The sequence below is a fragment of the Desulfallas thermosapovorans DSM 6562 genome (genome assembly GCF_008124625.1).
Taxonomy (GTDB): domain Bacteria; phylum Bacillota; class Desulfotomaculia; order Desulfotomaculales; family Desulfallaceae; genus Sporotomaculum; species Sporotomaculum thermosapovorans.
Genome location: NZ_VNHM01000017.1, coordinates 19,342 through 43,560, shown reverse-complemented (window position 1 = coordinate 43,560; position 24,219 = coordinate 19,342). Strand labels below are relative to the sequence as shown.

Sequence of the window (24,219 nt, the reverse complement as noted above, 5' to 3'; positions counted from 1 at the left end):
GGGGCTTAGTTGTTTTTTTCCTATATATATCGCCTCCTTGGAATGATTTATTAATTGTTTGATTTTTTAATCAATCTAAAAATTTTAAATCAACCCGCATTTAAAAATTAGACAACTGGTCAGCAAAGTCCTTTAATTATAATAACTTTTATTTTGACTATAAGTTTGCCCGCGCTGACAATGGTATTGGTTTTCTTTTATAGCAATTTCCATGCCCGTATGGGGGCATTGGTATCTCTGGTTTGGTAAAATTCAATAGTTTATAATTTTTAATAATTAGAAACTATTTTTAAAAAAAATTTTAATTTTAAGTCAATTCGCCTGCTTGTTTCCATAAATTTCAACTAAGTAAAAATTCACTCTTTTTTAAAAACTTCAGGGGCTGAAATGGTTATAAAATATGGCTTTGAGGCTATTCGGCCTCATTACTATGAAGCCGGGACGGCATTTTTTGCAATGGTTTCCTGTAATGGTTTGGTCATAATTAGGATATTACTAAAGCAAGATTCAATAAAAAAAGCAGATTTTAATAAAGGAGGTACATGGATGAAAGCCACAGGCATTGTGAGGCGTATAGATGACCTTGGCAGGGTCGTCATTCCCAAAGAAATCAGGCGCACCATGCGAATCCGTGAAGGGGAACCACTGGAGATATATGTAGACCGGGATGGAGAAGTAATTTTAAAGAAATATTCCCCCATTAATGAATTGGGTGAGTTTGCCAAGGAGTATGCCGATTCGCTGCATGAGGCTCTGGGGCATGTGGTGTGTATCGCCGATCGAGACGAGATAATCGCTGTTTCGGGTGGCTTTAAAAAAGAGTTAATGAAAAAGCCCATCAGCGGTATGCTTGAAGATATCATAAACAACCGGCAGACCCAGATGGTGGAAGAGGAACACAGCTTTACCACCGATGACCGGACGATGTTTAAAAACAGTGTGGTTTCCCCCATTATAGCCAATGGCGATGCCATCGGTGCTGTGATTATCACCTCCAGCGGCGATGAGCGTATGGGCGATTTAGAGAAAAAGCTCTCTGAGACTGCGGCCTCATTTTTAGCCAAACAGATGGAAGAATAACGCCTCTTGGGGGGGCGTTTTTTTTTGGCATTACCTTACAAACTTTTACTCTCAAATATGCTGCCAGTTAAAAATTACCAGAATAATTTATTTTAAAAGGGGCACATTATTAGCGTAAGGTTCGTAATGGCCGAGCCAAGATTGTTACAGGGTCACAAAGGCTCTGTAACAGTCGGCCAAAGATTAATACCGGGTCGTGGAAGGCTCGGTATTAGCCGGCGGGCAGATCGGTAATTGTTGCGGCAGGCTATATGATAATCCTAAAGATTATCATATGGTCGTAAGGGATGGTTACCGGTCGAGCTAAGATGATTATGGGTGCCGAATATTATAGCTTTGGGTTTGTTTTTGGGTTTGCAGCAGTCGAGAGATTGTTGCAGGCTCATCAGGTATCCATAATGGTCGAGCAAAGATCATTATGGGTGTCGTAATGGTTCATGGCAGCCGAAAGGTTGTCGTGGGCTACGTAGATACTCATGGTGGTTGTAGCGAAGGTCATTACGGGCTTGACAAGAAATCTCCTTCCTCTGTCGGGGGAAGGAGATTTCATTTTTTAAGTGCCGGTCAATAACCGGCACCATCACTATTTTTAAGAAATTTTAAGCCTGACCCTGCTATATACCTCCAGGGTGTCGGAGGCAATCTGCTGCCAGTTAAATTTAACCGCTACATTGCGCCTGGCTCGCCTGGTAAAGTGACGTGCCAACTCGGGATTATTGAGCAATTCGGCAATATAATGGGCCAGCATGGCGGGGTCGCCGGGCGGCGCGCAGTACCCGTCTATGCCGTGCTCAATGATATCCCGCAGTCCCCCGGTATCGGAAACCACCACCGGTATACCTGCGGCCATAGCCTCCAGGGCCACGATACCGAAAGGTTCGTAAAGACTGGGAAATACGGCTACGTCTGACCGGCCCAGCAGCTTGTTGCGGTCATGGTCATTGACAAACCCGTTAAAGTGCACCTGTCCGGCTACGCCCAAATCCCGGGCTAGTTTCGCCAGCTCCGATTGATACGGCCCTTTACCGGCGATGTGCAGTTTTACCGGTCCTGCTTGTTGTAATATTAAAGGCAGCGCTTTGATCAGCACCTGCACGCCCTTTTCCGGTACCAGCCGGCCCAGAAAAACAATACTTTTTTCCTCGCCGGGTGACTTTTTCTCCCGGTCCGGTGATATGCTATCGATATCTACTCCATTGGGAATAATGTTAATCTTATCAGCGGGCTGGTTGAATAAACGGGCTATCTCCCGGCCCATATACCGGCTGCAGCCGATAATTAAATCGGCCCGGTTGGCCAGTTCTTGTTCCAGGCTATGGATATGTCTTTGTAAATCGGTATAAAGCCCCTGGTTTCGCCCGTGCTCGGTGGCGTGGATGGTGGCTACCAGGGGTAGCGCCATTTGGTCACAGATTTTACCGGCCGCATCGCCCACCAGCCAATCATGGGCGTGCACCAGATCAAAGGTGCCGAACACCTCCGCCAGCTTGCCGGACCGTTCAACCATGGCGGTATTCAATTGTCCTACCCATTCCATAAAATTTTGGGCGGTAAGCCGGTCGGGGTGGATACGGTGAACGTGCACACCCCGTTCCAGGCTGTATATACCTCTGTCCGAAACCGGGCAGGTGATGACGTGAACTTCATCCCCCAGGGCGGCCAGGGCGCAGGATAGGTCATGGACGTGCCTGGCCAGCCCACCCACTGTTTTGGGAGGGTACTCCCACGACAACATTAAAATACGGTATCCCGAACGGGCGGTTGCGGGACGACGGGCTGTGGTGTGGCTGCGGTAAATATGGTAATCAATATCGGGCAGAAACTTGGAGCGGGTTTCGATAGCCTCCAGTATTTCAGGGTCGATATTACTGCTTTCCAACATTTGAGCCAGTATATTAAACCGTCCGATATGGTTCTTAAACCTCCGTACGGCGTATTCCACCGCCGTATTCGAATGGATAATAAATGGCCAGTCGCTGCTCTGGGCCAATAACAATTCCCGGGCGGCCTGGTTTAAACACCTGGCAGTCAAGTCTTTCGCTTTGGGGTGGCTGTCGGCCAGCTCAGTCATTTTGTCCTCGGCCCGGTGCAGGTGCTTGTAGAGCCAGTCGTTGGAAGGGTTGAGCCAGAATTCATTGTATCCCCCTGCACCCCAACTGCACATGGGTATGTCAACCGCCTGGTTATCCGGGTATTCTAACAAGTATTCGGCGGGGGTGACCATATGCAATATATCGCAGGCAGCTATTTCCCGGCAAAGAAAATTCAGCCAGGCCGGACCCTCGTACCACCAGTGCCCGAACAGTTCTGCGTCATAGGGCGCCACAACCAGTGGATGGCGATCCATGTGGCAAGCCGCCTGTTCTATTTGCCGGCAACGCTGGTGTAAAAAGTCCTCGGCATGACGGGCAGCCCGTTCCCGGGCCATGGCGGGCAAATATGGCTCCTTATGCTGGCCGTTGCCTGTAATACGGTGGTATTTAAAGCCGGTATCCACCCGGATGTTGTTCCCGGGTAGAAATGGCCCGATATAAGAAAGATCCAGGTCGTAGCCGATATCCCGGTAAAACTCCCTGTACCAGGGATCGCCCGGGTACCCGCTGTGCCGGTCCCATACCTGCCGGGATGAATCGGGGTCCCGGCCAAAGGCGGCCACCCCGGCGCGGGTGCAAACCGGTGCATAAGTACCATACAGCGGTGCCGGTCTGCTGTGGGTGATACCGTGGGTGTCCACAAAAAAGTAACTAATCCGGTATTCCTTTAACACCTCGTCCAGACCCGGTGTGTAAGCGCATTCGGGCAGCCATATACCGGCCGGTGGTTGGTCAAAATACCTGGTGTATAACTGCAGGGCGGTTTGGATTTGCGCCTGCCAGCTGGACCGGCTCGCCATCAACGGTAAAAATCCATGGGTGGCGCAGGTGGTGATTATTTCCAAAAAGCCTTCTTCCTGTAGCTGTTTCAGCGGTTTAATCAGGTTATATGAATACTGTTCATACTGTTCTTTAATCTTAACCAGTGTTTCCAGGTAAAAACCGGCTAGGTGCCTGTAATGCGGGTCATTTTGGAGGCGTTTTTGCTCCAGTTCGGCCAGTTTAATGGATTTATGCAGGTGTTTCAGGTAACGTTCCTGTAAGAGCTCATCGTCCAACATAGTGATTAAGGTCGGGGACAGGGAAAGGGTGAGGCGAAAATTTACCCCATCCCTTTGTAACGAATCAAAGACATTTAAAAGTGGTAAGTAACACTCTGTCAGCGCCTCAAACAGCCATCTTTCTTCCAGCATTTCGGGTACTTCCGGGTGACGCACGTAGGGGAGATGACCGTGCAGCACCAGGGCCAGATAACCTTTGTTCACGCCGCTCCTCCCATCTAAGATACTTCCTTTATGCCCATGTAAAAGGACATTTGCTGTATTAATTCATCAACCGAACCCACTGGCCGGTTGGCGTGGAGGGTGGGTTTTTCTGAAATATGATTTACGGGCTGCCATTTAACATTGCTTGGTACGGCCAGCGGTGTTGCCGGTGGCATGCTTATGGTGTTGGATCTGAGGATACTGAAAAAAACGTGGTTTTGCTCCCAGCCTATTTCCGCCTGGTATTGGCGTCCGCTTTGTAATTCATTAAAATACCAGTTATCCGTAAATGCCGGCAGTACTATACTTTTTACCAGCCGGGGTTGCTCAAAATGCTGCTGCTGGGCGGGAATTTCAAATAGACGCAGTGATGGCCGGTTACCCTGCAAAGCTTTGCACTGGCTAAAGGCCAGTTCCCAGTATAAATAAGCGGTTGTGGGGTTGACCACCATAAAAACAATTTTATTTTCATCGTACCAACGGGGTAATTCCATCCTATCAATGATAATTGACATAAACAATCACCTTCTAAGTAGGAAATCATTCACTTAATTATAACAGAAATATTTATTAATAGTACCATAATATGTTAAGATTGTGCAAATTAACGTAACTTGTGTTAAGATTGTATAAAACACCAATATTGCCAAACAACCGTATTATAATTCCAGTTTGATTATTTAATTTATGAGATTGGGGGTATGAAAAATGTTTGCCTTTCGCACTGTTACGGTTATCCCCCGTTTACCCCGGGAGATTAACCGCCTAAGGGAATTGGCCTATAACCTTTATTTTAGCTGGAATGATTGCGCCGTTGCCTTATTTAAATCCATTAATCCTGATTTATGGGAGGAGGTCTACCATAACCCGGTACAATTTTTGTTACAGGTGGATGAATCCGATTTGAAAAGGGCGGCCGCCAGTGAAAATTTTTTAAGCCAGTACAGGCAAGCAATTGACTCATTCGACATTTATATGCAGCAGGAAACCTGGTATGATAAAAATAAAGTAAAATTTAGCGGTGCCGGGCAAAACCAGCAAGATGGTTTGATTGCCTATTTTTCGGCTGAATTCGGCTTGCATGAATCATACCCCACATATTCCGGTGGTCTGGGACTATTAGCCGGGGATCACTGCAAAGCAGCCAGTGATCTGGGGCTTCCCTTTGTGGGGGTAGGGTTGCTTTATAAACATGGTTATTTCACCCAGTTAATTAACCAGGAAGGACGCCAGGAAGCCCATTACCGCTATCAAAACTTCAGTGCATTGCCCATTACTCCAGCCCTGGACGGCAGCGGCCGGGAGTTGTTGGTGGCGGTGGAATTACCGGGGCGGCAAGTGCATGCCCGGGTATGGCAAATTCAAGTGGGTAGAGTTACCATTTACTTTTTAGACGCTGATTTGCCCGTTAACAGCCGCGAGGACCGGGAACTCACGGGACAGTTGTATGGGGGCGACCAGGAGACGCGCATCGGTCAGGAGATTCTTCTGGGCATGGGTGGCGTACGGGCGCTCAGGGCACTGGGATATGCACCTACGGTGTGGCACATCAACGAGGGGCATGCCGCCTTTTTGCTGGTGGAACGGCTGCGGGAGTTCGTTGAAGATAAGGGATTGCCGGTGGGGGCGGCCCTGGAGGCATTACGGGCGGACACCTTGTTTACCACCCATACCCCGGTACCCGCCGGGCATGATATCTTCAACCCGGAAATGATTGATCGCTATTTTGGATATTTGTATCCCAGGCTGGGCCTTAACAGGGAGCAATTTTTGCAATTGGCCCATGACCAGGACCGCGGCGGGTTCAATATGACTTTGCTGGCCCTGAAACAGTGCGGGTTTTGCAACGGGGTCAGTCGCCTGCACGGCGAGGTAACCCGTTCCATGTTTCATACCCTTTACCCTGATATTCCCCTGGAAGAAGTTCCCATTGGGCATGTGACAAACGGTGTGCATACCCTGACCTGGCTGGCTCCGGAGATGCGCAAACTGTTTAACAAATACCTTGGTGAGTCATGGAGAAGATGTGTCTCGGATCTCCCCGATTGGGAACGGGTGGAGAACATACCCGGCCGGGAGTTGTGGGAGGTACATATGAGCCTTAAAGAGAAAATGGTGCAATTTGCCCGCCGCCACCTGGTTCAACAGCGGGTGCGTAACCATGAAACACTGGACCGGATAAAGGAAGTGGAAAATTACCTGCGTCCCGAGGTACTGACCATTGGTTTTGCCCGGCGGTTTGCCACTTATAAGCGGGCCGGGCTACTTTTCAGAGATAAAGACAGGCTTGCCGCGCTGGTTAATGACCAAAAGCGACCGGTGCAGTTTATTTTTGCCGGCAAAGCTCACCCTGCGGATAAGCCGGGCCAGGAACTAATCAAATTAATTAATGATGTGGCCGCTGATGAGCGCTTCAGGGGTAAGGTCGTGTTCCTGGAAAACTATGATATCAATATTTCCCGCTATTTGCTGCAGGGGGTGGATGTGTGGCTGAATACCCCCCGCCGCCCGCTGGAAGCCAGCGGCACCAGCGGCATGAAAGCAGCCGTCAATGGCGTGCTGAATTGCAGCGTGCTGGACGGCTGGTGGCCCGAGGCTTATAATGGGAGAAACGGCTTTGCCGTGGGCGAGGACTGGGATTTTCCCAGCGATGATGCCCGGGATCAGCATGATTACTATTCGTTGTTTGCGCTACTGGAAAAGGTGATTATACCGGCTTATTATGAGCAAACGGTGGGGGTGCCCAGGAAATGGGCGGAGTGGATGAAAGAGTCCATTAAAACCATCACCCCTTACTTCAGTACCCAGCGAATGGTGTTGGAGTACACGCAAAAATATTACCTGAAGGCCCACGAAAGAAGCCGGTTACTTAGTTCCCGCAGTTACCAGGTGTGCCATGACCTGTACCGGTTGAAAAATTTTCTGCGGGAAAACTGGCATCATGTGAAAATTTCCGGTGTGGAAACCAGCGGTGCCGAAAGCATGCATCCCGAAGAAAAGCTTACCGTGCGGGCCACCGTGGAACTGGGTCCGGTGCCCCGGGACAACGTGTGTGTGGAAATTGTGTATGGTGAGGTGGCTGTGCGTGGCCTAAAAGGGATTAAAGCAATCCCTTTGTCTGAGGCAAGTGTCGCCGGAGAGACGGACCGGGTTGTATACGCCGGAGACATCAGCCTGCCCCAGGGCACCTTTGGCTATACGGTGCGGGTGCGCCCCCACAGCCCCCATTTCGCCCACCATTTCGAACTGCCGCTGGTATGCTGGACATCGTCGTTGTAGAAAAGCAAGGGGAAGTACTTATAAAATCGCAAAACCACCGGTCCATGTTATGCAAGAGAGCGCTGTCCCAGCTTTGCCCGGGGCCGGTGGTCATGCCATTTTACAGCACATTTTATATTAACATCAGGGGTAGATATGAAAGAAAAAGCATTGCTGCAATTATATAATCGTATCACCGGTTGCCAGTGCCCGTGCCCCGGGGAAAGGACGGGGGCCGGGCTGGTTTGGGATCGCGGCTATCCGGGTTCCCGTATTGTTTTTTTGGGCGAGGCACCGGGGGGCGAAGAAATCAAGCAGGGCCTGCCCTTTGTCGGCCAGGCCGGCCATAATTTGGCCGGTCACCTTGGTTTGGCCGGTCTGGAGCGCCGGGACGTGTTTATTACCAATACGGTAAAATGCCGCCCCACAAAAAATAACGGGCGGGCCAATCGAAGGCCTGTGGCCTGTGAAGTAAAACACTGCGCCCGCTGGTTGGATGAGGAGCTGGCCATACTATCACCCCGGGTGATTGTCACCCTGGGTGATGTAGCCCTGAAAAGACTGGGCGGTAGTGATATGCGGGTAGGAAACTGCCACGGGCAGCCCTTTGAGCTGGAAAAATACACTGTTTTTCCCATGTACCACCCGGCGGCGTCGATTTATCGCCGGGCTTTAATTGAGGTCATCGAGAATGATTTTAAAAAACTGGGCGCCTGGCTGCGACAAAAGCGATAAAGCTGCAAGGATTCCTTCAAAGCTTCAATGATATAATCCCGTCTATTGTAAATATGAAGTTAGTATGTATACCGGCGTGCCCTTGCACTTCATTCAAAAGATAAAACACGCCTGCCCGCCAGCCGGTCATGAATGTGCTCAAATATCAATCCCACCATAAACCACAGCGGGGCCATATCCAGGCGGATCAGGCCTGCCACCTGCCATCCATCCTTATATATCCACGGGCTGGTGCCGACAATGGCGCGGATCAGCCCGCCCGTGGCTAGTTCCACTGTCCAGATGACCAGTACCCAGATCATCCCTCTCAGATACCAGTGCAGCGGGCGCATAGCATTGTGCAGCGGTTCCAGGAACACCGCCAGCCCGTAAATGGGCAGCATCCACAAATAAGTGTGGGCTGTCAAACGGACATTACCATTTAATCCGGACATGAAACCGGTAAAGATTATCTCCATATTCCAGCCCAGTAGGCCATAAATAACAAACCTGGTCCACATGGTAATATTTTGCGCGCTTTTCCTCTTAATATGTAAAAAAATAAAATATGGCGGAGCAGGAAAATAAATACCAATATTGAATGCCTTTTATTATTGTGATTTTACGTAAAAGGGGGTGTGCGCGTTGAAATATGTCATCATCGGTGGCAGTGCGGCGGGATTAACAGCCGCTGAAACACTACGGGCCAATGATAGCGAGGCATCCATTACTATTGTTACGGACGAGCCCGAATCCGGGTATGCCCGGTGTTTAATACCGGATGTACTGGCCGGTGCCAAAGAACTTGCCGGTATTACCTGGCGAGCGCCGGGTTTTGGCCGGAAAAACAATTTTTCCATTATTAAAGATACCCGGGTGGTGAGCCTGGAACCGGCGCAAAGGCAAGTTTTACTGCATGATGGACGGGCCATTGGCTATGACAGGCTTTTGGTGGCCACCGGGGCCGTTCCCGTGGCACCAACCGGGTCGGGTACCGGTGTTGAGGGCATATTTACCTTGCGTACTTACCGGCAGGCCCGGGCTATTGGTGAGGCGGCGGACAAGGGTAAACAAGCGGTGGTCGTCGGGGGCGGCCTGGTGGGGCTAAAGGCTGCAGTCGCCCTGCGCAAGCGGGGTGTGCAGCGGGTGACGTTGCTGGTTGAAAGCCCGCACCTTTTGGTGCGTCAATTGGATGAAGAAAGCGCCGCCATGCTGGAGCGGGAGTTAAATAATCAGGGTATTAACTGCATTTTTGGGGCCAGGCCGGCGGAGTATGTAAAGAATCCAGGTAAAGGCAGTTTGCGGTCGATAATACTGGTTGACGGGAGTGAAATACCTGCGGATTTAGTTGTGGTGGGTAAGGGAGTGCTGCCCAATATTACCCTTGTACGCAATGCGGGGGGCATGGTGGGTAAAGGGATCAAGGTTGACGAGCATATGCAAACCACTCTGCCCGGTGTTTTTGCTGCGGGGGACTGCATTGAGGTTAACGACCTCCTGACAGGCCGGCCTGTCCCTTCGGGGCTGTGGCCTTTGGCTGTGGAGCAGGGGCGCTGTGCAGCATTCAATATGCTGGGCAAGCCCCGGGTTTACCCGCCACCGGTTACCCGCCTCAATGCCACCCAGTTCGGCGGCCTGCCGCTGGTTTCGGTGGGGCAGGTGCGTATTGACGGCAAGGCTGCGGAATATACGGTACATGTATCCCGTACCTTACATTATTATCGCAAACTGGTTTTTAAACAAGACCGCTTGGTTGGCTTTATCATGCTGGGCAATATAGACCGGGCCGGCGTGTATACAGCTCTGGTCAAAAAAGGGATCCCGGTGTCCCAAACCCTTAAACAAAAGTTGCAGGACGGAACTGTATGTGTTTGGGATTTATTAACCAGCTGATTAAGTATATAGCGATCCACAAAGGGGGTGTCGGTCTTATGGAGGTATTGGTAAATATGGAACGCTGTTTGGGCTGCCGTTCCTGTGAGTTAGCCTGTGCAGTGGCGCATTCCGAGAGCAAAACACTGCTGGGGGCGCTGGGTGAAGACATAAAACCCCTTAAGCGTATTTTTGTGCACCAGGTGGGGGAGAAAAAAATACCTTTGAACTGTCGCCATTGCCAGGAAGCCCCGTGCATAGATGCCTGTATTACCGGGGCTATGCATCGCACGCCGGAAGGTGTGGTAACCAACGAGGGAGGCGCTGCTCCCTGTAACGGCTGCTGGATGTGTGTAATGGTCTGTCCTTACGGAGTTATCCGGAGCCGGGCAGCCGGCCGGGTGGCGGTTAAATGCGACCGGGGCTGCTTGGATGTTAACGGGATCCCGGCCTGTGTACGGGCTTGTCCCACCAAAGCGCTGGAGTTTACTGTGGCGGACGATTTCAGCCGGCGTAGAAGGCAGCAGTATTTGCAGACCGTTTTATAAATAGCCGGTAAAAATGATTTAACTTAGGGAATTGAGGAGGGATTTAAATTGTCCGAAAAAAGTGTGGACAAGGCCACCTTGAAAATGATAAAAAAGGCCGGCGATGATAATGTAAAACTGGCCTGGGACCGGTTGGTGGCTCAGCAACCCCAGTGCGGGTTTGGTCAACTGGGGGTTTGTTGTCGCAATTGCAACATGGGTCCATGCCGTATTGATCCCTTTGGTGACGGCCCGGATACCGGGGTATGCGGTGCTGACGCCGACACCATTGTAGCCCGCAATTTGTTGAGGGCTATTGCTGCCGGGGCCGCCGCCCATTCCGATCACGGGCGGGGTATTGCCGCCACCCTTTACGCATCGGCCAGGGGAGAAGCCCGTGATTACCCCATCAAGGATGAAGCCAAGTTAAAGGCTGTGGCCACTGAATTCGGTATTGTTGTGGAGGGCCGTTCCGTCCAGGAAATCGCCCTGGAACTGGCCGGGGCGGTGCTGGAGGAGTTCGGTACCAAAAAGGGGTCGCTGCAATTCATTAACCGCGCTCCCGTCCAAAGGAGAGAGCTTTGGGACAAGCTGGGCATAACACCGCGGGGTATTGACCGGGAAGTGGTGGAGAGTATGCACCGCACCCATATGGGGGTGGATAATGACTATACCAGCTTGATTTTGCAAGGTTTGCGAACAGCGTTGAGTGACGGCTGGGGAGGGTCCTGCATTGCTACTGAATTATCCGATATTTTATTTGGCACACCCCAGCCGGTAAAGGGCGTTTGTAATCTGGGTGTTTTAATGGAAGACCAGGTGAATATCATATTGCACGGCCACGAGCCCACCCTTTCCGACATTATCGTCTTTGCCGCCAGGGATGAAGAACTGCTGGCCGAAGCCAGGCAAAGAGGGGCCAGCGGCATCAATGTCTGCGGCATGTGCTGCACGGGCAATGAAGTACTTATGCGCCACGGTGTACCGCTGGCGGGCAACTTTTTGCAGCAGGAACTGGCCATTGTTACCGGTGCTGTCGAAGCAGTGATTGTGGATGTTCAGTGCATCATGCCTTCTCTGCCCCAAATTGCCGGCTGTTACCATACCAAAGTAATATCCACTTCACCCAAGGCTAAATTCCCGGGCGCTTTGCATGTTCCCTTTGACGAGCATAATGCCATGGAGGTGGCGAAAAAAATACTCCGCCTGGCCGTGGAAAACTATTCCAACCGCCGCCGGGAAAAGGTCAGTATTCCCTCGGACCGGATGGAATATATGGCCGGCTTTAGCGTGGAGGCCCTGTTGGCGGCGCTGGGCGGCACCTTAAGTCCCCTTATTGATGCTTTAAAGTCCGGTTCCGTTAAAGGTATTGCCGGCGTGGTGGGTTGCAATAATCCTAAGTACCGGCAGGATTACAGTCATTTAACCTTTATTCGTGAACTGATTAAGAACGATATCCTGGTGGTGGCCACAGGTTGTGCCGCCATCGCCTGTGCCAAGGACGGTATGCTGCTGCCCGGGGCTGCGGATGAGGCCGGAGAGGGATTAAAGGCTGTTTGTAAAGGCTTAAATGTACCTCCGGTACTGCATATGGGTTCTTGTGTGGATATAAGCCGCATTTTAACCGTTGCGGCGGCTATAGCCAATGCTTTGGGTGTTGATATCGCCGATTTGCCACTGGTTGGTGCGGCCCCGGAGTGGATGTCCGAAAAGGCGGTCTCCATAGGAGCGTACGTGATCGGCTCCGGTATTTTCACTATACTGGGTACTGTACCGCCCGTACTGGGTAGTAAAAATGTTGCTGCATTGCTTACCAGTGGCGCAGATGAAGTGATCGGTGCCAAATTTGCTGTGGAGGAAGATCCCGTTGCCGCCGCGGAGTTGGCTGTCAAACACATAGCCGGTAAAAGGGTGTCCCTTGGTTTAAAGGCTTAATGACAAATGAAAAAGCGACAAGCCTCCAGCAGGTCTTGTCGCTTTTTCACTAGTAGTGTTATTGCTGTCCTTCGGTTCTAACTGTGGGCCTGAACATGTCCAGGGCCCCCAGTAATATATGGGCCAGGCCGAAACCCAGGATTCCGGCCCCCCAGTTGCCTCCCACGTACCAACCAATCAAAGAAACAATAACCCCCAAACCGATAACGATCCAACTGGTTGAAACACCCTGCAATAGTAACGCCTCCTGTAATATTAAATTTGTCCGATAATTAATTTATTGCCTGGGGGAGTCTATTTTATACATCATTACATGGGATATTTTACTTGGAAGCCGGAGTTTAACCCTTTAACACCGGTGTAGCATATATAAATTTTTTATGATATTTTTTGTAAATTTTCAGTTTGTTTCTGTCGCTTGTTTATTAACTCCTCAGAATAATCCGTGGAGATCAGATATAAATTGACCCATAGTTCATGTTCGTTATTTTTTCCGTCCAGTTCATTAGCCAGTATCTTAAACTTTTTTTCCACCCGGTCTTTAAATGCGGAAAATTCCACCAGTAAATCAACAACTTCACGCTGACTGTAAGAGGCGCCCTCCTTTATAATCTTCGCCAAAACTTACCACCCCCTGAAAATACCCTTTTCCATATTATAAACCAACAGGTAAAATATGTTAACGGGGGATATTTGTCTATTTATACAGTATAAGGTTGAAGAAAATCTCAATATTTTGGAGCATAAAAACCCGAAGCGCCACAAGGGAGCTTCGGGTTTTGGTGAATCGACCTAAACCATTTATGTTCTTTGGCCACTGGTTAGCCGCAAAACAGGTTTGGATTAAAACGCAGGTGCGATTATGCCTGGCAATTAAAAACCGGAATAAATATTAGATGTTGTGGAAAACTGGTTGTTCAGGTTGGATAAGTTTTGGTTCATCCGGTTAGCCAGTGCTTGCTGGGCTTGCTGGCTGATTTGCTGGTTTTCCGCAAAGCTTTGGTTTTGCTGCTGGCCGCCGTATCCGTAACCCTGGGTGTAACTGTAAGACATCATATTGGGTGAGACATAACCCCCGCCAAAGGACTGGTTAAAGCTTTGGGCGTAACCCGATTGAACAGGTGCATAGCTACCTGTGTACTGGGTACCAAAGCGTTGCTGCTGAAAAGGCGTGCTGGATATATAGTTCGGCTGGTAATGCTGGTTTTGGCTGTACGCACCGGTGGTGAACTGGTTGCCGAAGGTGCCGAACTGTTGGCTATAGCCGCCGGTACCCAGCGGAGTAAAGCTTTGTGCCAGGGACTGGCTGGCCTGTTGGGCCGCATTGCTAACGCTGTTCAGGTCGTTGTTAATCTGGCCGCAAATCTGCTGAATTCTTTGTAATTGCTGGGTAGCATTTGCCTCTTGTTGCTGCAGGCGCTGCAACTGGGCTGCGTTGTTCTGTTCAAATTGTTGTAGTTGGGAAGTCATTTGGGAAATACTGTTGACTTCCTGGCGCAATCTCTGGATTTGTTGCTGCAGTTGATAAAATTGATCCATTGACTTACCCCCTTGGAATTGTTTTGGTTAAAATCTTTCAGGCATATTATGTGCCAAAAATCTACTAATATTTAAGGAATTTAATGGAATCAAATTTGGCCCATTAATTTTTGCTGACCCCATTTAAAAGCGGCCAATCCGTCGGGCTCAGTATAAAGCCCTTAACCAAGGGGGAGGTGGCGGCGTAATGGAGACTGTGATTGAGCACCAACCACGGTACGTCCCGGTTGATAACCTGCTGTGCGGCGCGATAAATTTGCTGCCGCATCTCCGGGTCGTTGGTATGGCGACCGCTCACCAGCAATGTTTCCAACTCTTCATTGTGATAACGGGTAATATTTAACCCGCTCTTTACCTGGTTTGCCGCCAGCAGGGTATATAAAAAGTTATCCGGGTCACCATTGTCGCTGATCCATCCGTACAAAAAAGCATCCCCTTCCCGGCGGCTCAGGGCCTGCTTGAATTGCTGCCAGGGATATGATCGTACCTGTACTGAAATACCGTGCCCGGCCAGCGACCGGGCCAGTGCTTCGGCTAAAACCTTACCGCCTCCGGGGGCGTAGGGTCGCTCCTGCTCGTAAGTAATCAAATCAAAGGATAATCCTTTGTCATAGCCGGCCTCCTTTAACAGCCGGGCACACTTATCGGGTGCATAGTCAATCTGGGTTATTCCCTTATCATAACCAAGTACCGTTGGCGGTAGTGGTCCATGGGCGGGTCGCGTTTCCTGGGGCCAGAGTTCCTCCAGGATTTCCCGGTAATTCAGTGCTGCTGCCACCGCCTGGCGCACGCCGGGCTCGTTAAATGGGCGGCGATCAGTGTAAAAGCCCAGATAACCGATATCCAGCCCGGTGGCCCGCAGCACCGGGTATCCCTTAAAACGTAACCGGGCTGTTTGGGCAAAGGTTAAATCCAGAGCTATGTCAACCTGACCGCTTAATAGTTGTTGCACTCTTTGATCAGCCTTGGGTATGGTTAAAAACAATATTTCCCCCCGGGCTGGCCCGGCCCAGTAATCTGGATTGGCCTGCAGAACCAGGCCGCCGTTTTTTTCCCCGGCATAAATGAACGGGCCGGTGCCCGCCGGGTGGGCCCCCAATTTGCCGCTTTGCAGGCGTGGTGCCGCCGGGCTGACCACCGGTGCCGCCATGGGCATGGCCAGGTTATTTAAAAAGGCGGCGTAGGGATATTTCAGATGAAACTCGATGGTATGCCGGTCAATTACCTTTACCTTGTCCAGCGGGGCGTACACAAAGCCGGCATAGGCTGTGTTTTTGGTTGATTTACCGGTTAATTGCCTCTGCACGCTGTATTGAACTGCCCGGGCGTCCAGTGGGGTGCCGTCGTGGAAACTAACGTTTCGCCGCAAGTCAAAGGTATAGATTAACCCGTCTTCGGAAACCTTCCACGATTGGGCCAGGCAGGGTTCAATTTTGGTCGTGCCCGGCTTAAATCTTACCAACCCTTCATAAATGTTGGCTATAACCCGAATTGATCCGGTATCAGCGGCGGCTGCCGGATCCAATGTGGACACAGTGTATTTCTGGGCGATAATTATGCTTGTACCGCCGGTGCCGGTGGTGCTGTTGTTGCCGGTGCGGCCCGTGGTCAGCCACCCTTGGGTTGGTAATTCAGGTTTTATAAATACGGCCAGTAACAATAGACAAAACAGGCTGATAACAAGCACACCCAGTGACCTTGTCATCCTTATACCTCCCATGCTGTAATTTTACTGAAAATCCATAATATACAAATACTGTAAAATTATAAAATATCCTTTTTTATATGGCCGGGTATCTATATAAACATATAAGTATTTCAGTAAGTATTTCAGCCGGGAAGTGGGAAAAGGCTGTTAATATGTTAAAATATAAACAATGTGGTAACTAGCATAAAAAGGATGGAGAAAGGACGGGAATATGAAAAAGGTGCGATTCGGTCCGGCGGGGAACGCTGATTCATTTTACGCGGCGGGCTTTAAATCATCGCTGGATATGCCCCGGTGGCTGGCCGGTATGGGGCTCAATGCCTATGAATACCAGTGTGTTCGGGGGGTACATATAAAAGAAGAAACTGCTACCAAACTGGGTCAGGCGGCCCGGGAGCATGATATTGCCTTAAGTATACACGCGCCTTACTATATCAGCCTGGGAACCATGGACCAGGCCATCCGGGAAAAAACCCGCAAGCATTTTTTGGATTCGCTGCGGGCTGCGGCTTGGATGGGGGCGCGGACCGTGGTTATGCATCCGGGTGGTAAAGTGGGGGATGACCGCTCCGCTGCGCTGGGCCGGGCCAAGGAACACCTGGCTGAATTATTGGATATAGCCCGGGCCGAGGGTTTGGGGGATATAGCGGTGGCGCCGGAAACAATGGGTAAACCGGCGCAACTGGGCAACCTGGATGAAATTCTTGAGTTGTGCACCGCAGGGGAAAATGTGGTACCGGCAATTGATTTCGGCCACTTGCATGCCGCCGGTGCGGGAGCTTTAGTAGACCGGGATGCTTTTGCCGCGGTGCTGGATAAAATCGAGGCGGTGCTGGGCGCGGGGGCATTAACAAACCTGCATATACATTTCAGTCCCATCGAATTTACCCGGGCGGGGGAACGTCGCCATCGTACCACGCTGGATGAAGGTTTCGGTCCCGATTTTGCACACCTGGCGCGGCTGCTGCGGGAAAGGGAAATGACTCCCACGGTAATTTGCGAGTCCGCCGGGCGGCAGGCTGAAGACGCGCTGGTTTACCGGAAGATTTACGAAAAAGCGTTGTAAAGCCCCGGCTTTGGCTGTGGGGAGATTGAGGAAGGCCCGGCGTGATAGTTTATAGTGTTTACAAGCTTTATTCATAGATGGCATATGTACAGAGGTTATAAAGGCTGCCCCGGGGCAGCCTTTATAACTGTTTTAGTATGCAAGCCTTGGCTTGTACCGGATATGCTATAAAAATGACGTCAAGACAACTGTCTTTTCAGGCTGTTTGGCCGCTTCCTATCAGTGGGTTTCCACATCCTGCGCGCCAAAGCGTCTCAGCGTGTCGGCGGCTTCGTTGACCCGGTTGTCATCGGTGCGAACAGAAACCAGAATGCTGCCCTGCTTCACCTTGTCTTCGTAATACTTGCTGCGGTCCTGGGGAATGCCATAGTCCACCAGACCGCCGGCTATACCACCGGTGGCGGCACCTGAGAGCAGCCCGGCGATAGGACCGGCGGCAATCAGCGGCCCGACACCCGGGATGGCCAGAGCCCCGGCCCCCATGGCCAGTCCGGCCAGCCCGCCCAGCACCCCGCCGGTGGTGGCACCGTCTGAGACGCTATCGGTTCCCATTGTGGTGTACTGGTTGTTCTCCCTGTTTTGATCGTCTTTGGCCACAATAGATATGTCTTTGTCAAACCCTTTCTGGCGCAGTTCGGCTACCGCCTTTTCCGCTGCATCCCGGTTGGGGAAAGTACTTAATACTGTTTTCATGGTATATAAACCCTCCTTTTTCCAATATTCTTTGATAATATGTCACGACACCCGGGATAATATGCGCAAGCGGTAAAATTTACGACAATGTGGAATTATACAGTTTATTTTTTTTCTGGGTTTGATATAATATTCTTTGTTATTTTGCAAAATATAGTATTGGAAGGGGATTATGAACATGCTACCTACCCCAAAAAAGTTTTTTTTAACGGCTGCTGCTGCGGAAGGTCACAGCGAACTGACCGCTTTTGATAATGCACTGCTGGCAGGCAAGATAGGCAATATCAATTTGCTTAGAGTGAGCAGCATATTACCTCCCGCTGCAGAATATGATCCGGATTTGATTATTCCCCCCGGTTCACTGGTACCCACAGCTTACGGTTTCATTTGCAGCGAAGTACCCGGCGAACTGATTGCCGCCGCGGTGGGTGTGGGTTTTTCCGAGGACACCTTTGGTGTAATTATGGAATTTGCAGGGCGCTGCAGCCGTGATGAAGCGGCGGCTAAAATTGAGTCAATGCTCCGGGAAGCATTTGCATCCCGGGGAATGGAGTTAAAAGATATGAAAATCGCCGCTGCGGAGCACCGGGTGGAAAAAGTGGGCTGTGCACTGGCAGCCGTGCCTATGTACTATTAATTGCTCAGGAGGGATAATAGTTGGAGGTTTGGTTCACCGAAGATCAAACTAAACATTTGCGGATTGGCTGCCGGGTACGGGAAGTGCTTTTCAGCGGCCAGTCACCTTTTCAAAAGGTGGCGGTATTGGATACGGTTGAGTTTGGGCGCATGCTTACCCTGGACAACGTAATCCAGACTAACATCAAGGATGAATTTGTTTACCACGAAATGATTACCCATGTGGGTTTAAACACCCATCCCGACCCCAAGAAAGTACTGGTCATCGGTGGCGGTGACGGGGGTGCGGTGCGGGAAATCGTCAAGCACAAGGGTATTGAAAAGGTAGTGCACGTGGAGATTGACCAGATGGTCATAGATGTAGCTAAAAAATTCTTTCCCGAATTGAGCTCGGGTTTCAATGACCCCCGGGTGGAAATAGTGGTGGATGACGGCATAAAACACGTTAAGGAAAACAAAGGTGTTTACGATATGATTATCGTTGACTCCACCGACCCGGTGGGACCGGCGGTGGGCCTTTTCAGCGAAGAATTTTACCGCAGTGTATTCGAAGCGCTGACCGGGGACGGATTGTTCGTGGCCCAGACCGAATCGCCCTTCTTTAACAGCGAGCTTATTACCCGGGTGAACACCACCATCAGTGGTATATTCCCGGTGACCAGGCTGTTTTGGGCGGTGGTACCCACTTATCCCGGCGGTTACTGGACATTTACCATGGGTTCCAAGAAACATGACCCGCTGGCGGTGGATGTGGACAAGGATAAAATTGAGGCCCTTGGGACCAAGTGGTATTCGCCCGAGGTGCACCGCACCGCCTTTGTTCTGCAGCCCTTTGTCAAAGAATTATTGCCGCGCTGAATAACACTATGCCGCCGTGCCCGTTCCATTGAAAAACCGGTCCGGCGGTGTTATTTAGACATCCATGTTGCCAACGCGGAACCAGCAGGGGATGAAAATTACCTAACAAGCTTCACCTCACATTAGGAAAGGGGATACACCTGCTCAAAGCCCGGGTATTTCTCCGGGGAAAGGAGTATCCCCGGCAAATGGAGTTTAAAGGCGATAAACTCGAAATAAGTGTGACTAAGGTTTAGTGGTCGGGGGACACACCTCCTGCGGAGGAATGTCCCCAACGTACGGGTCAAAATCCCATCTGAACCGTTTTCTATACTGGCGATACCTGTGGGGGTGGTTGCGCTGCACGAGTTTTTGGAAAGCTGCGGTGGCTTTATGGGGGCCGGTAATGATTACCGTTCCGCGCGCCTGGTGCTGGTGGGTGCGCCCATGGATTTTACCGTTAGCTTCAGGCCGGGCACCCGCTCAGGCCCCCGGCGCATCCGTGAAGTTTCGGTGGGGTTGGAGGAGTACAGCCCTTATCTGCAGCGGGATTTAAAGGATTATTGTTATTACGACGCCGGCGACGTGGTGCTGCCCTTCGGGCACGTGCCCCAGAGCTTGAACCGGCTGGAGAGTGTAGTGGGCCAGTTGCTGGCGGACGGTAAATTCCCGCTGGTTTTGGGCGGGGAGCATTTAATCGCCCTGGCGCCGGTGAAGCAAATGGCCCGGGCTTTTCCGGGCTTAAATGTGCTGCATTTTGACGCCCATGCCGACCTGCGGGAGGATTACCTGGGAGAAAGCCTGTCCCATGCCACCGTGATGCGCCGGGTGGCGGAAGTGGTGGGGAGCCGTAACCTTCACCAGTTCGGTATCCGTTCCGGCACTGCCGGTGAATTCGCCTATGGGCGGGAGAATACCGGGTTTTATCCATTTGAAATTCTTACCCCGCTACAGCAAGTCGTTGACCGGTTGCATGGCTGCCCGGTATATGTTACCCTGGATATTGACGTAGTAGATCCCGCCTTTGCGCCGGGTACCGGAACCCCTGAACCGGGCGGGTGCAGTTCTGCGGAAATAATGGCGGCGCTGCACATGCTTAAGGGGTTGAACGTGGTGGGTATGGATCTGGTGGAGGTTTGCCCGGTTTATGACCAGTCCGACCGCACTTCGTTGCTGGCGGCCAAGCTGGTACGGGAAGCAATTTTACTGTTCGGCGGTTAGAACAATAAAATGAGCCCAATGAAAAAAAATCTATTTGACATGAAAGCAATTTTTTTGTATACTTAACATTGTCAGCGGGCCGGGTGCCTTAAGGAAACCGGTTCGGGACAAATGCGGAGCTGTGGTGTAGCGGTCTAACATGTCGGCCTGTCACGCCGAAGATCGCGGGTTCGATTCCCGTCAGCTCCGCCAATACAAGCCACGATAGCTCAGTTGGTAGAGCAGAGGACTGAAAATCCTCGTGTCGCTGGTTCGATTCCGGCTCGTGGCACCATATGCGGAAGTAGCTCAGTGGTAGAGCATCGCCTTGCCAAGGCGAGGGTCGCGGGTTCGAATCCCGTCTTCCGCTCCATTTTATTTAAACAGCAATCATGGCGACATAGCCAAGTGGTAAGGCAGAGGACTGCAAATCCTTTATTCCCCGGTTCAAATCCGGGTGTCGCCTCCAATTTTTCAAAAAAGCTGAGGAACGAGTGTCCCCAGCTTTTTTGTTTTTTCTTATTGATGGTCCAAAATAGCCCTTACGTGATACTTGACATGGCAAATTGCAAAGGATAAAATCAAATACATAAAAACTGAACGGCGTTCATTTTATGAATTGGCCCTATTTTACGTTGGTCCACAGGATCCGGGGCAACGGGCTTGCGAAAGTAAATTGCGTAAGGCGGAGATAGGATTGATATATCAACAAAAAAAAATCCATTTAAAGAGTACATTATCATTTTGGCGTAATTTTGAAAATGAAGAGCGTGTTTTTTTTTATAACCCTTTGGAACAGGAACTTGTTATTGGGGCAAAGCGTGTAAAAAACTTTAAAGCGGGGGAAAGCCATCTTCAATTTCCCTATATATTTTCCACGAGAACCTTCTTGCCAACAGTCAAAGATCAAAAATGGGCCGGGATGGGCAATGAATCAATTGCCTTTGAATATTATCTTGTTGAAAAGAACGGTCGGCAAACCCTTTATTACTATCAAGATTGGTTTGGCATTCAAGACATTAGAGATGAGGAACCTGTATCCCGTAGACATGTTTACGAGATACTTACTGATGATTACGAAGAATGGCGGGTGCTGTTTAATAATGTCAAACAAGAAATATTATCGGGAAAGGTAAAAAAGGTTGTAATTTCCCGGGAAGTTAAAATTGAATGCGAGTCCTTCGTATCCATAGAAAGCCTGCTTAAAAATCTTTTAAAGAAAAACCCAAACTGCTTTGTTTTTGCATATTGCAAGGAGGGTAAAACTTTTCTGGGTGCTACACCCGAAGTTCTTGTGCGAAAAGAAAAAGAGCAGATCACCAGCTATGCCCTGGCCGGAACCATCGCGCGCAGTGAACAACTAGCGGATGAAAACCAAAAATCACTGCTGCTAAGCGATCCCAAAAACCGTCATGAACATCAAGTTGTACTTGATTACATAGTCAATGTGATGAAAACGTTTAACGGCGAAGTGACCATTGGAGAGACCAATATTTTGACGCTCAAAAATCTACATCATTTGCAAACATACATCAAAGCAAAGGCAGGGGATAACAGTTCTCTGATGGATTGGGTTGCACGGTTACACCCGACGCCTGCTTTAGGAGGATACCCGGTGCGTGATGCATTGGAAATAATTGCCCGCTTTGAAAAACATGAGCGGGGATTGTATGCTGCTCCCATGGGGATGATCAATGAATATGGGGACGGCATATTTGTGGCGGGCATACGATCGGCGCTTATTACCGGTAATATGGTTTATGCCTACACTGGCTGTGGTATTGTGGAAAAATCAACATGTGAGGAAGAATACCGGGAGTCCAATAATAAACTGAAATCGATCTTGGAAAGTTTGTAAGCGAGGGTGGAATCCATGACAAACTATATTGCCGCGTTAGTAGATGAGTTATACCGGTTGGGTGTGCGTGAAGTCGTCATCAGTCCAGGATCCCGGTCAACTCCTTTAGCTATATTATTTTGTGAACACGAGTTTGAGGTGTTCGTCAATATCGACGAAAGGTCTGCAGGATTTTTCGCGTTGGGAATAGCTAAAGAAAAAGAACGGCCTGTTGTTTTAGTGTGTACGTCAGGCTCTGCCGTGGTGCATTATTTTCCGGCTATTGTTGAGGCAAATTATGCAAAAGTGCCCTTAATTATTTTAACGGCGGATCGCCCCCATGAATTACGGCAAGTTGGAGCTCCTCAAACCATTGATCAAGTTAAAATTTACCATGGTTACGTTAAATATTATGAAGAATTGGCTCTGCCCGAAGAAACGGACAGCATGTACCGGTATGTTCGAACGGTGATGCAAAAGGCTTATGTTAGCTCAGTGTCCGGAGAATATGGCGTCTCTCATATCAATATACCCCTGCGGGACCCCCTGGTACCTGATTTTGGCATTTTGGATTTTAGCCTGGGCCGTCTTGAGTATCCTTTTCAATGGACAAAGAACGATAGTCAGTTAACAATGAATGACGCAGTCTTTCGTGACAAAAGGGGGATCATCATATGTGGTGGTGATGCTTATGCAAATTATCACCGGGAAGTTTTAGCATTGGCCGAACGCTTAAAGACACCTGTATTGGCAGATCCCATTTCAAATTTTCGTAATTACGGTCATGACCAGATTATTGATAGTTACGATGCTTTCCTGAAAAATGATGAAATAAAAAAAGAGCTGAAACCGGAATTTATAATTCATTTTGGTCAGGTTCCCGTATCGAAGCGCCTGCAGCAGTTTATAGCAATACACCGGGATGTATTGTATTTTCAAGTGAGCAGGACGTTTCAATACCGTAATCCCTCCTTATCCATCAACAGGCTTATAGTTGCTTCACCTGGCGATTTTGCCAGGTCGGTTCATGTTCAAAATGACAATGATGAATATTTAAGCCGGTGGTGGCATTACCAAAAAATAATGCGACGGCGGCTGAATCTAGCCGTCAACGAAGCTTCTTTATTTGAAGGAAAACTCGTGCAAAGGTTGCAGGATATGCTGCCCGAAGGGAGCCGTTTAGTCGTGGCCAATAGCATGGCCATACGTGACGTCGATTACTTCTGGGAAACGCGCCGGCAAAATATCAAGATATTATGCAACCGCGGCGCCAATGGAATAGACGGGGTGGTATCAACTGCTTTAGGTATCTCCACCTGTCAACAGCCAACGGTATTATTAACCGGCGATTTAGCATTTTACCATGATTTAAATGGCCTGCTGGTGGGCAAAACCCACCGTTTGAATTTGGTCATTGTTGTATTGAATAATAACGGGGGGGGAATTTTTCAGTATTTACCGCAAAGTAAAAGCAAATACTTTAAATTTTTATTTATGACTCCCCACGGCATGGATTTTGCCGGGCTGCAGGCTTTATATGATGTAACTTATTTTGAACCCGGGGATTATGATGCCTTCGAGCGTGATTTTCAGACTGCCCTGACATTAGAAGGGATAAAGGTTGTGAATATTATTATCGACGCGGAATTAAGTAAATCCTTGCATGATATATATACGTGTTTAAATTAGATACCGGAAGATAATTGCTTGGGAGAAGGAACATATGTTCATTACGATTGATGACATTCGATATTTTGTGGTTACCAGGGGTACTGGACAGCCCATCATCTGTTTACATGGTTTTGCCGAAAACTTGAGTACATGGGAATACATCTGTCTTGATCACTGCCAAATGGTTTTGGTTGATTTGATCGGACAAAAATGGGACGGGAGTTTGAACAATTAAACTCTAAAATTAAGAGAGAAATTATTTTGGGCGCCGGTCATAATACCCATATT

At 49.7% G+C, this 24,219-nt stretch carries 22 protein-coding genes and 4 tRNA genes; 17 read left to right on the top strand and 9 right to left on the bottom strand.

What is annotated here, in order from left to right; genetic code table 11:
* Positions 1 to 546 precede the first annotated feature (546 nt).
* Positions 547 to 1,080: a stage V sporulation protein T gene (spoVT, locus tag LX24_RS12695; protein WP_166512522.1), complete on the top strand. Its 534-nt coding sequence runs from the start codon at positions 547 to 549 to the stop codon at positions 1,078 to 1,080.
* Between the two features lie 385 nt (positions 1,081 to 1,465).
* On the opposite strand, the gene LX24_RS12690 is transcribed toward spoVT, so the two are convergent.
* From LX24_RS12690 to LX24_RS12680, 3 genes are read right to left on the bottom strand one after another with little or no spacing between them, the layout of a single operon-like run.
* The gene (locus LX24_RS12690; protein ID WP_166512521.1) at positions 1,466 to 1,630 is read right to left on the bottom strand and encodes a hypothetical protein; all 165 of its coding nucleotides are present in this window, start codon (positions 1,628 to 1,630) and stop codon (positions 1,466 to 1,468) included.
* Between the two features lie 39 nt (positions 1,631 to 1,669).
* On the bottom strand, positions 1,670 to 4,438 hold the full coding sequence (locus LX24_RS12685) for a 1,4-alpha-glucan branching protein domain-containing protein (protein ID WP_166512520.1): 2,769 nt from the start codon (positions 4,436 to 4,438) through the stop codon (positions 1,670 to 1,672).
* A 14-nt stretch (positions 4,439 to 4,452) separates the two neighbouring features.
* Positions 4,453 to 4,953 carry a DUF4912 domain-containing protein gene (locus LX24_RS12680; protein ID WP_166512519.1) on the bottom strand — a complete coding sequence of 167 codons (501 nt, stop codon included), beginning with the start codon at positions 4,951 to 4,953 and terminating at the stop codon, positions 4,453 to 4,455.
* Between the two features lie 193 nt (positions 4,954 to 5,146).
* Here LX24_RS12680 and glgP point away from each other — a divergent pair, with 193 nt between their 5' ends.
* Complete coding sequence (glgP, locus tag LX24_RS12675) at positions 5,147 to 7,717, top strand: alpha-glucan family phosphorylase (RefSeq protein ID WP_166512518.1); 2,571 nt, start codon at positions 5,147 to 5,149, stop codon at positions 7,715 to 7,717.
* A gap of 135 nt (positions 7,718 to 7,852) precedes the next feature.
* Positions 7,853 to 8,431 carry a uracil-DNA glycosylase gene (locus tag LX24_RS12670; RefSeq protein ID WP_166512517.1) on the top strand — a complete coding sequence of 193 codons (579 nt, stop codon included), beginning with the start codon at positions 7,853 to 7,855 and terminating at the stop codon, positions 8,429 to 8,431.
* An 89-nt stretch (positions 8,432 to 8,520) separates the two neighbouring features.
* On the opposite strand, the gene LX24_RS12665 is transcribed toward LX24_RS12670, so the two are convergent.
* On the bottom strand, positions 8,521 to 8,931 hold the full coding sequence (locus LX24_RS12665; RefSeq protein ID WP_166512516.1) for a putative ABC transporter permease: 411 nt from the start codon (positions 8,929 to 8,931) through the stop codon (positions 8,521 to 8,523).
* Positions 8,932 to 9,055: 124 nt separating this feature from the next.
* Here LX24_RS12665 and LX24_RS12660 point away from each other — a divergent pair, with 124 nt between their 5' ends.
* The 3 genes from LX24_RS12660 to cooS are packed head-to-tail and all read left to right on the top strand — an operon-like array spanning position 9,056 to position 12,744.
* A complete protein-coding gene (locus LX24_RS12660) occupies positions 9,056 to 10,303 on the top strand; it encodes an NAD(P)/FAD-dependent oxidoreductase (RefSeq protein WP_166512515.1) in 1,248 nt (415 codons plus the stop codon).
* 38 nt (positions 10,304 to 10,341) lie between these two features.
* On the top strand, positions 10,342 to 10,830 hold the full coding sequence (locus LX24_RS12655; RefSeq protein ID WP_207706614.1) for a 4Fe-4S dicluster domain-containing protein: 489 nt from the start codon (positions 10,342 to 10,344) through the stop codon (positions 10,828 to 10,830).
* A gap of 48 nt (positions 10,831 to 10,878) precedes the next feature.
* Positions 10,879 to 12,744 (top strand): anaerobic carbon-monoxide dehydrogenase catalytic subunit, encoded by a 1,866-nt coding sequence (gene cooS / locus LX24_RS12650; RefSeq protein ID WP_166512513.1) that lies wholly within the window; start codon positions 10,879 to 10,881, stop codon positions 12,742 to 12,744.
* Positions 12,745 to 12,802: 58 nt separating this feature from the next.
* On the opposite strand, the gene LX24_RS12645 is transcribed toward cooS, so the two are convergent.
* The 4 genes from LX24_RS12645 to LX24_RS12630 all read right to left on the bottom strand — a co-directional run bounded on the left by LX24_RS12645 (position 12,803) and on the right by LX24_RS12630 (position 15,988).
* Positions 12,803 to 12,979: a hypothetical protein gene (locus LX24_RS12645; RefSeq protein ID WP_166512512.1), complete on the bottom strand. Its 177-nt coding sequence runs from the start codon at positions 12,977 to 12,979 to the stop codon at positions 12,803 to 12,805.
* A gap of 143 nt (positions 12,980 to 13,122) precedes the next feature.
* Complete coding sequence (locus LX24_RS12640; RefSeq protein ID WP_166512511.1) at positions 13,123 to 13,365, bottom strand: hypothetical protein; 243 nt, start codon at positions 13,363 to 13,365, stop codon at positions 13,123 to 13,125.
* Between the two features lie 252 nt (positions 13,366 to 13,617).
* The gene (locus LX24_RS14835) at positions 13,618 to 14,283 is read right to left on the bottom strand and encodes a hypothetical protein (RefSeq protein ID WP_207706613.1); all 666 of its coding nucleotides are present in this window, start codon (positions 14,281 to 14,283) and stop codon (positions 13,618 to 13,620) included.
* Positions 14,284 to 14,386: 103 nt separating this feature from the next.
* Entirely contained in the window at positions 14,387 to 15,988 is a 1,602-nt protein-coding gene (locus tag LX24_RS12630; protein WP_166512510.1) for an ABC transporter substrate-binding protein, read from the bottom strand.
* A gap of 214 nt (positions 15,989 to 16,202) precedes the next feature.
* Here LX24_RS12630 and LX24_RS12625 point away from each other — a divergent pair, with 214 nt between their 5' ends.
* Complete coding sequence (locus LX24_RS12625; RefSeq protein ID WP_166512509.1) at positions 16,203 to 17,057, top strand: TIM barrel protein; 855 nt, start codon at positions 16,203 to 16,205, stop codon at positions 17,055 to 17,057.
* 219 nt (positions 17,058 to 17,276) lie between these two features.
* Here the strand turns inward: LX24_RS12625 and LX24_RS12620 are convergent, their stop codons facing one another.
* Positions 17,277 to 17,750, bottom strand: coding sequence for a general stress protein (locus tag LX24_RS12620; protein WP_166512508.1), 474 nt, complete (start codon positions 17,748 to 17,750; stop codon positions 17,277 to 17,279).
* A 178-nt stretch (positions 17,751 to 17,928) separates the two neighbouring features.
* On the opposite strand from LX24_RS12620, the gene LX24_RS12615 reads away from it, so the two are divergent.
* The 10 genes from LX24_RS12615 (at position 17,929) to LX24_RS12570 (ending at position 24,166) form a co-directional block, all read left to right on the top strand.
* Complete coding sequence (locus LX24_RS12615) at positions 17,929 to 18,387, top strand: pyruvoyl-dependent arginine decarboxylase (protein WP_166512507.1); 459 nt, start codon at positions 17,929 to 17,931, stop codon at positions 18,385 to 18,387.
* A 20-nt stretch (positions 18,388 to 18,407) separates the two neighbouring features.
* A complete protein-coding gene (gene speE / locus LX24_RS12610; protein ID WP_166512506.1) occupies positions 18,408 to 19,244 on the top strand; it encodes a polyamine aminopropyltransferase in 837 nt (278 codons plus the stop codon).
* Between the two features lie 339 nt (positions 19,245 to 19,583).
* The gene (gene speB, locus LX24_RS12605) at positions 19,584 to 20,444 is read left to right on the top strand and encodes an agmatinase (RefSeq protein ID WP_207706615.1); all 861 of its coding nucleotides are present in this window, start codon (positions 19,584 to 19,586) and stop codon (positions 20,442 to 20,444) included.
* 115 nt (positions 20,445 to 20,559) lie between these two features.
* Positions 20,560 to 20,636: transfer RNA gene (locus LX24_RS12600), tRNA-Asp, on the top strand.
* Positions 20,637 to 20,642: 6 nt separating this feature from the next.
* Positions 20,643 to 20,718 (top strand) — tRNA-Phe (locus LX24_RS12595).
* Between the two features lie 3 nt (positions 20,719 to 20,721).
* Positions 20,722 to 20,796, top strand: a tRNA-Gly gene (locus tag LX24_RS12590).
* Between the two features lie 21 nt (positions 20,797 to 20,817).
* Positions 20,818 to 20,892: transfer RNA gene (locus tag LX24_RS12585), tRNA-Cys, on the top strand.
* A 228-nt stretch (positions 20,893 to 21,120) separates the two neighbouring features.
* Positions 21,121 to 22,281, top strand: a complete 1,161-nt coding sequence (locus tag LX24_RS12580) for an isochorismate synthase (protein ID WP_166512505.1) — start codon at positions 21,121 to 21,123, stop codon at positions 22,279 to 22,281.
* A 15-nt stretch (positions 22,282 to 22,296) separates the two neighbouring features.
* Complete coding sequence (gene menD / locus LX24_RS12575; RefSeq protein ID WP_166512504.1) at positions 22,297 to 23,949, top strand: 2-succinyl-5-enolpyruvyl-6-hydroxy-3-cyclohexene-1-carboxylic-acid synthase; 1,653 nt, start codon at positions 22,297 to 22,299, stop codon at positions 23,947 to 23,949.
* 34 nt (positions 23,950 to 23,983) lie between these two features.
* Positions 23,984 to 24,166 (top strand): alpha/beta fold hydrolase, encoded by a 183-nt coding sequence (locus tag LX24_RS12570; protein ID WP_166512503.1) that lies wholly within the window; start codon positions 23,984 to 23,986, stop codon positions 24,164 to 24,166.
* Positions 24,167 to 24,219: the final 53 nt, after the last annotated feature.

What these genes read in the sequence shown, in the direction of transcription:
- LX24_RS12570 (WP_166512503.1), top strand. Translation starts at nt 23,984, where the DNA reads ATGTTCATTACGATTGATGACATTCGATATTTTGTGGTTACCAGGGGT.
- menD (WP_166512504.1), top strand. Translation starts at nt 22,297, where the DNA reads ATGACAAACTATATTGCCGCGTTAGTAGATGAGTTATACCGGTTGGGT.
- LX24_RS12670 (WP_166512517.1), top strand. Translation starts at nt 7,853, where the DNA reads ATGAAAGAAAAAGCATTGCTGCAATTATATAATCGTATCACCGGTTGC.
- LX24_RS12665 (WP_166512516.1), bottom strand. Translation starts at nt 8,931, where the DNA reads ATGTGGACCAGGTTTGTTATTTATGGCCTACTGGGCTGGAATATGGAG.
- LX24_RS12625 (WP_166512509.1), top strand. Translation starts at nt 16,203, where the DNA reads ATGAAAAAGGTGCGATTCGGTCCGGCGGGGAACGCTGATTCATTTTAC.
- LX24_RS12680 (WP_166512519.1), bottom strand. Translation starts at nt 4,953, where the DNA reads ATGTCAATTATCATTGATAGGATGGAATTACCCCGTTGGTACGATGAA.
- LX24_RS12690 (WP_166512521.1), bottom strand. Translation starts at nt 1,630, where the DNA reads ATGAAATCTCCTTCCCCCGACAGAGGAAGGAGATTTCTTGTCAAGCCC.
- glgP (WP_166512518.1), top strand. Translation starts at nt 5,147, where the DNA reads ATGTTTGCCTTTCGCACTGTTACGGTTATCCCCCGTTTACCCCGGGAG.
- LX24_RS12630 (WP_166512510.1), bottom strand. Translation starts at nt 15,988, where the DNA reads ATGACAAGGTCACTGGGTGTGCTTGTTATCAGCCTGTTTTGTCTATTG.
- LX24_RS12620 (WP_166512508.1), bottom strand. Translation starts at nt 17,750, where the DNA reads ATGAAAACAGTATTAAGTACTTTCCCCAACCGGGATGCAGCGGAAAAG.
- LX24_RS12655 (WP_207706614.1), top strand. Translation starts at nt 10,342, where the DNA reads ATGGAGGTATTGGTAAATATGGAACGCTGTTTGGGCTGCCGTTCCTGT.
- LX24_RS14835 (WP_207706613.1), bottom strand. Translation starts at nt 14,283, where the DNA reads ATGGATCAATTTTATCAACTGCAGCAACAAATCCAGAGATTGCGCCAG.
- spoVT (WP_166512522.1), top strand. Translation starts at nt 547, where the DNA reads ATGAAAGCCACAGGCATTGTGAGGCGTATAGATGACCTTGGCAGGGTC.
- LX24_RS12615 (WP_166512507.1), top strand. Translation starts at nt 17,929, where the DNA reads ATGCTACCTACCCCAAAAAAGTTTTTTTTAACGGCTGCTGCTGCGGAA.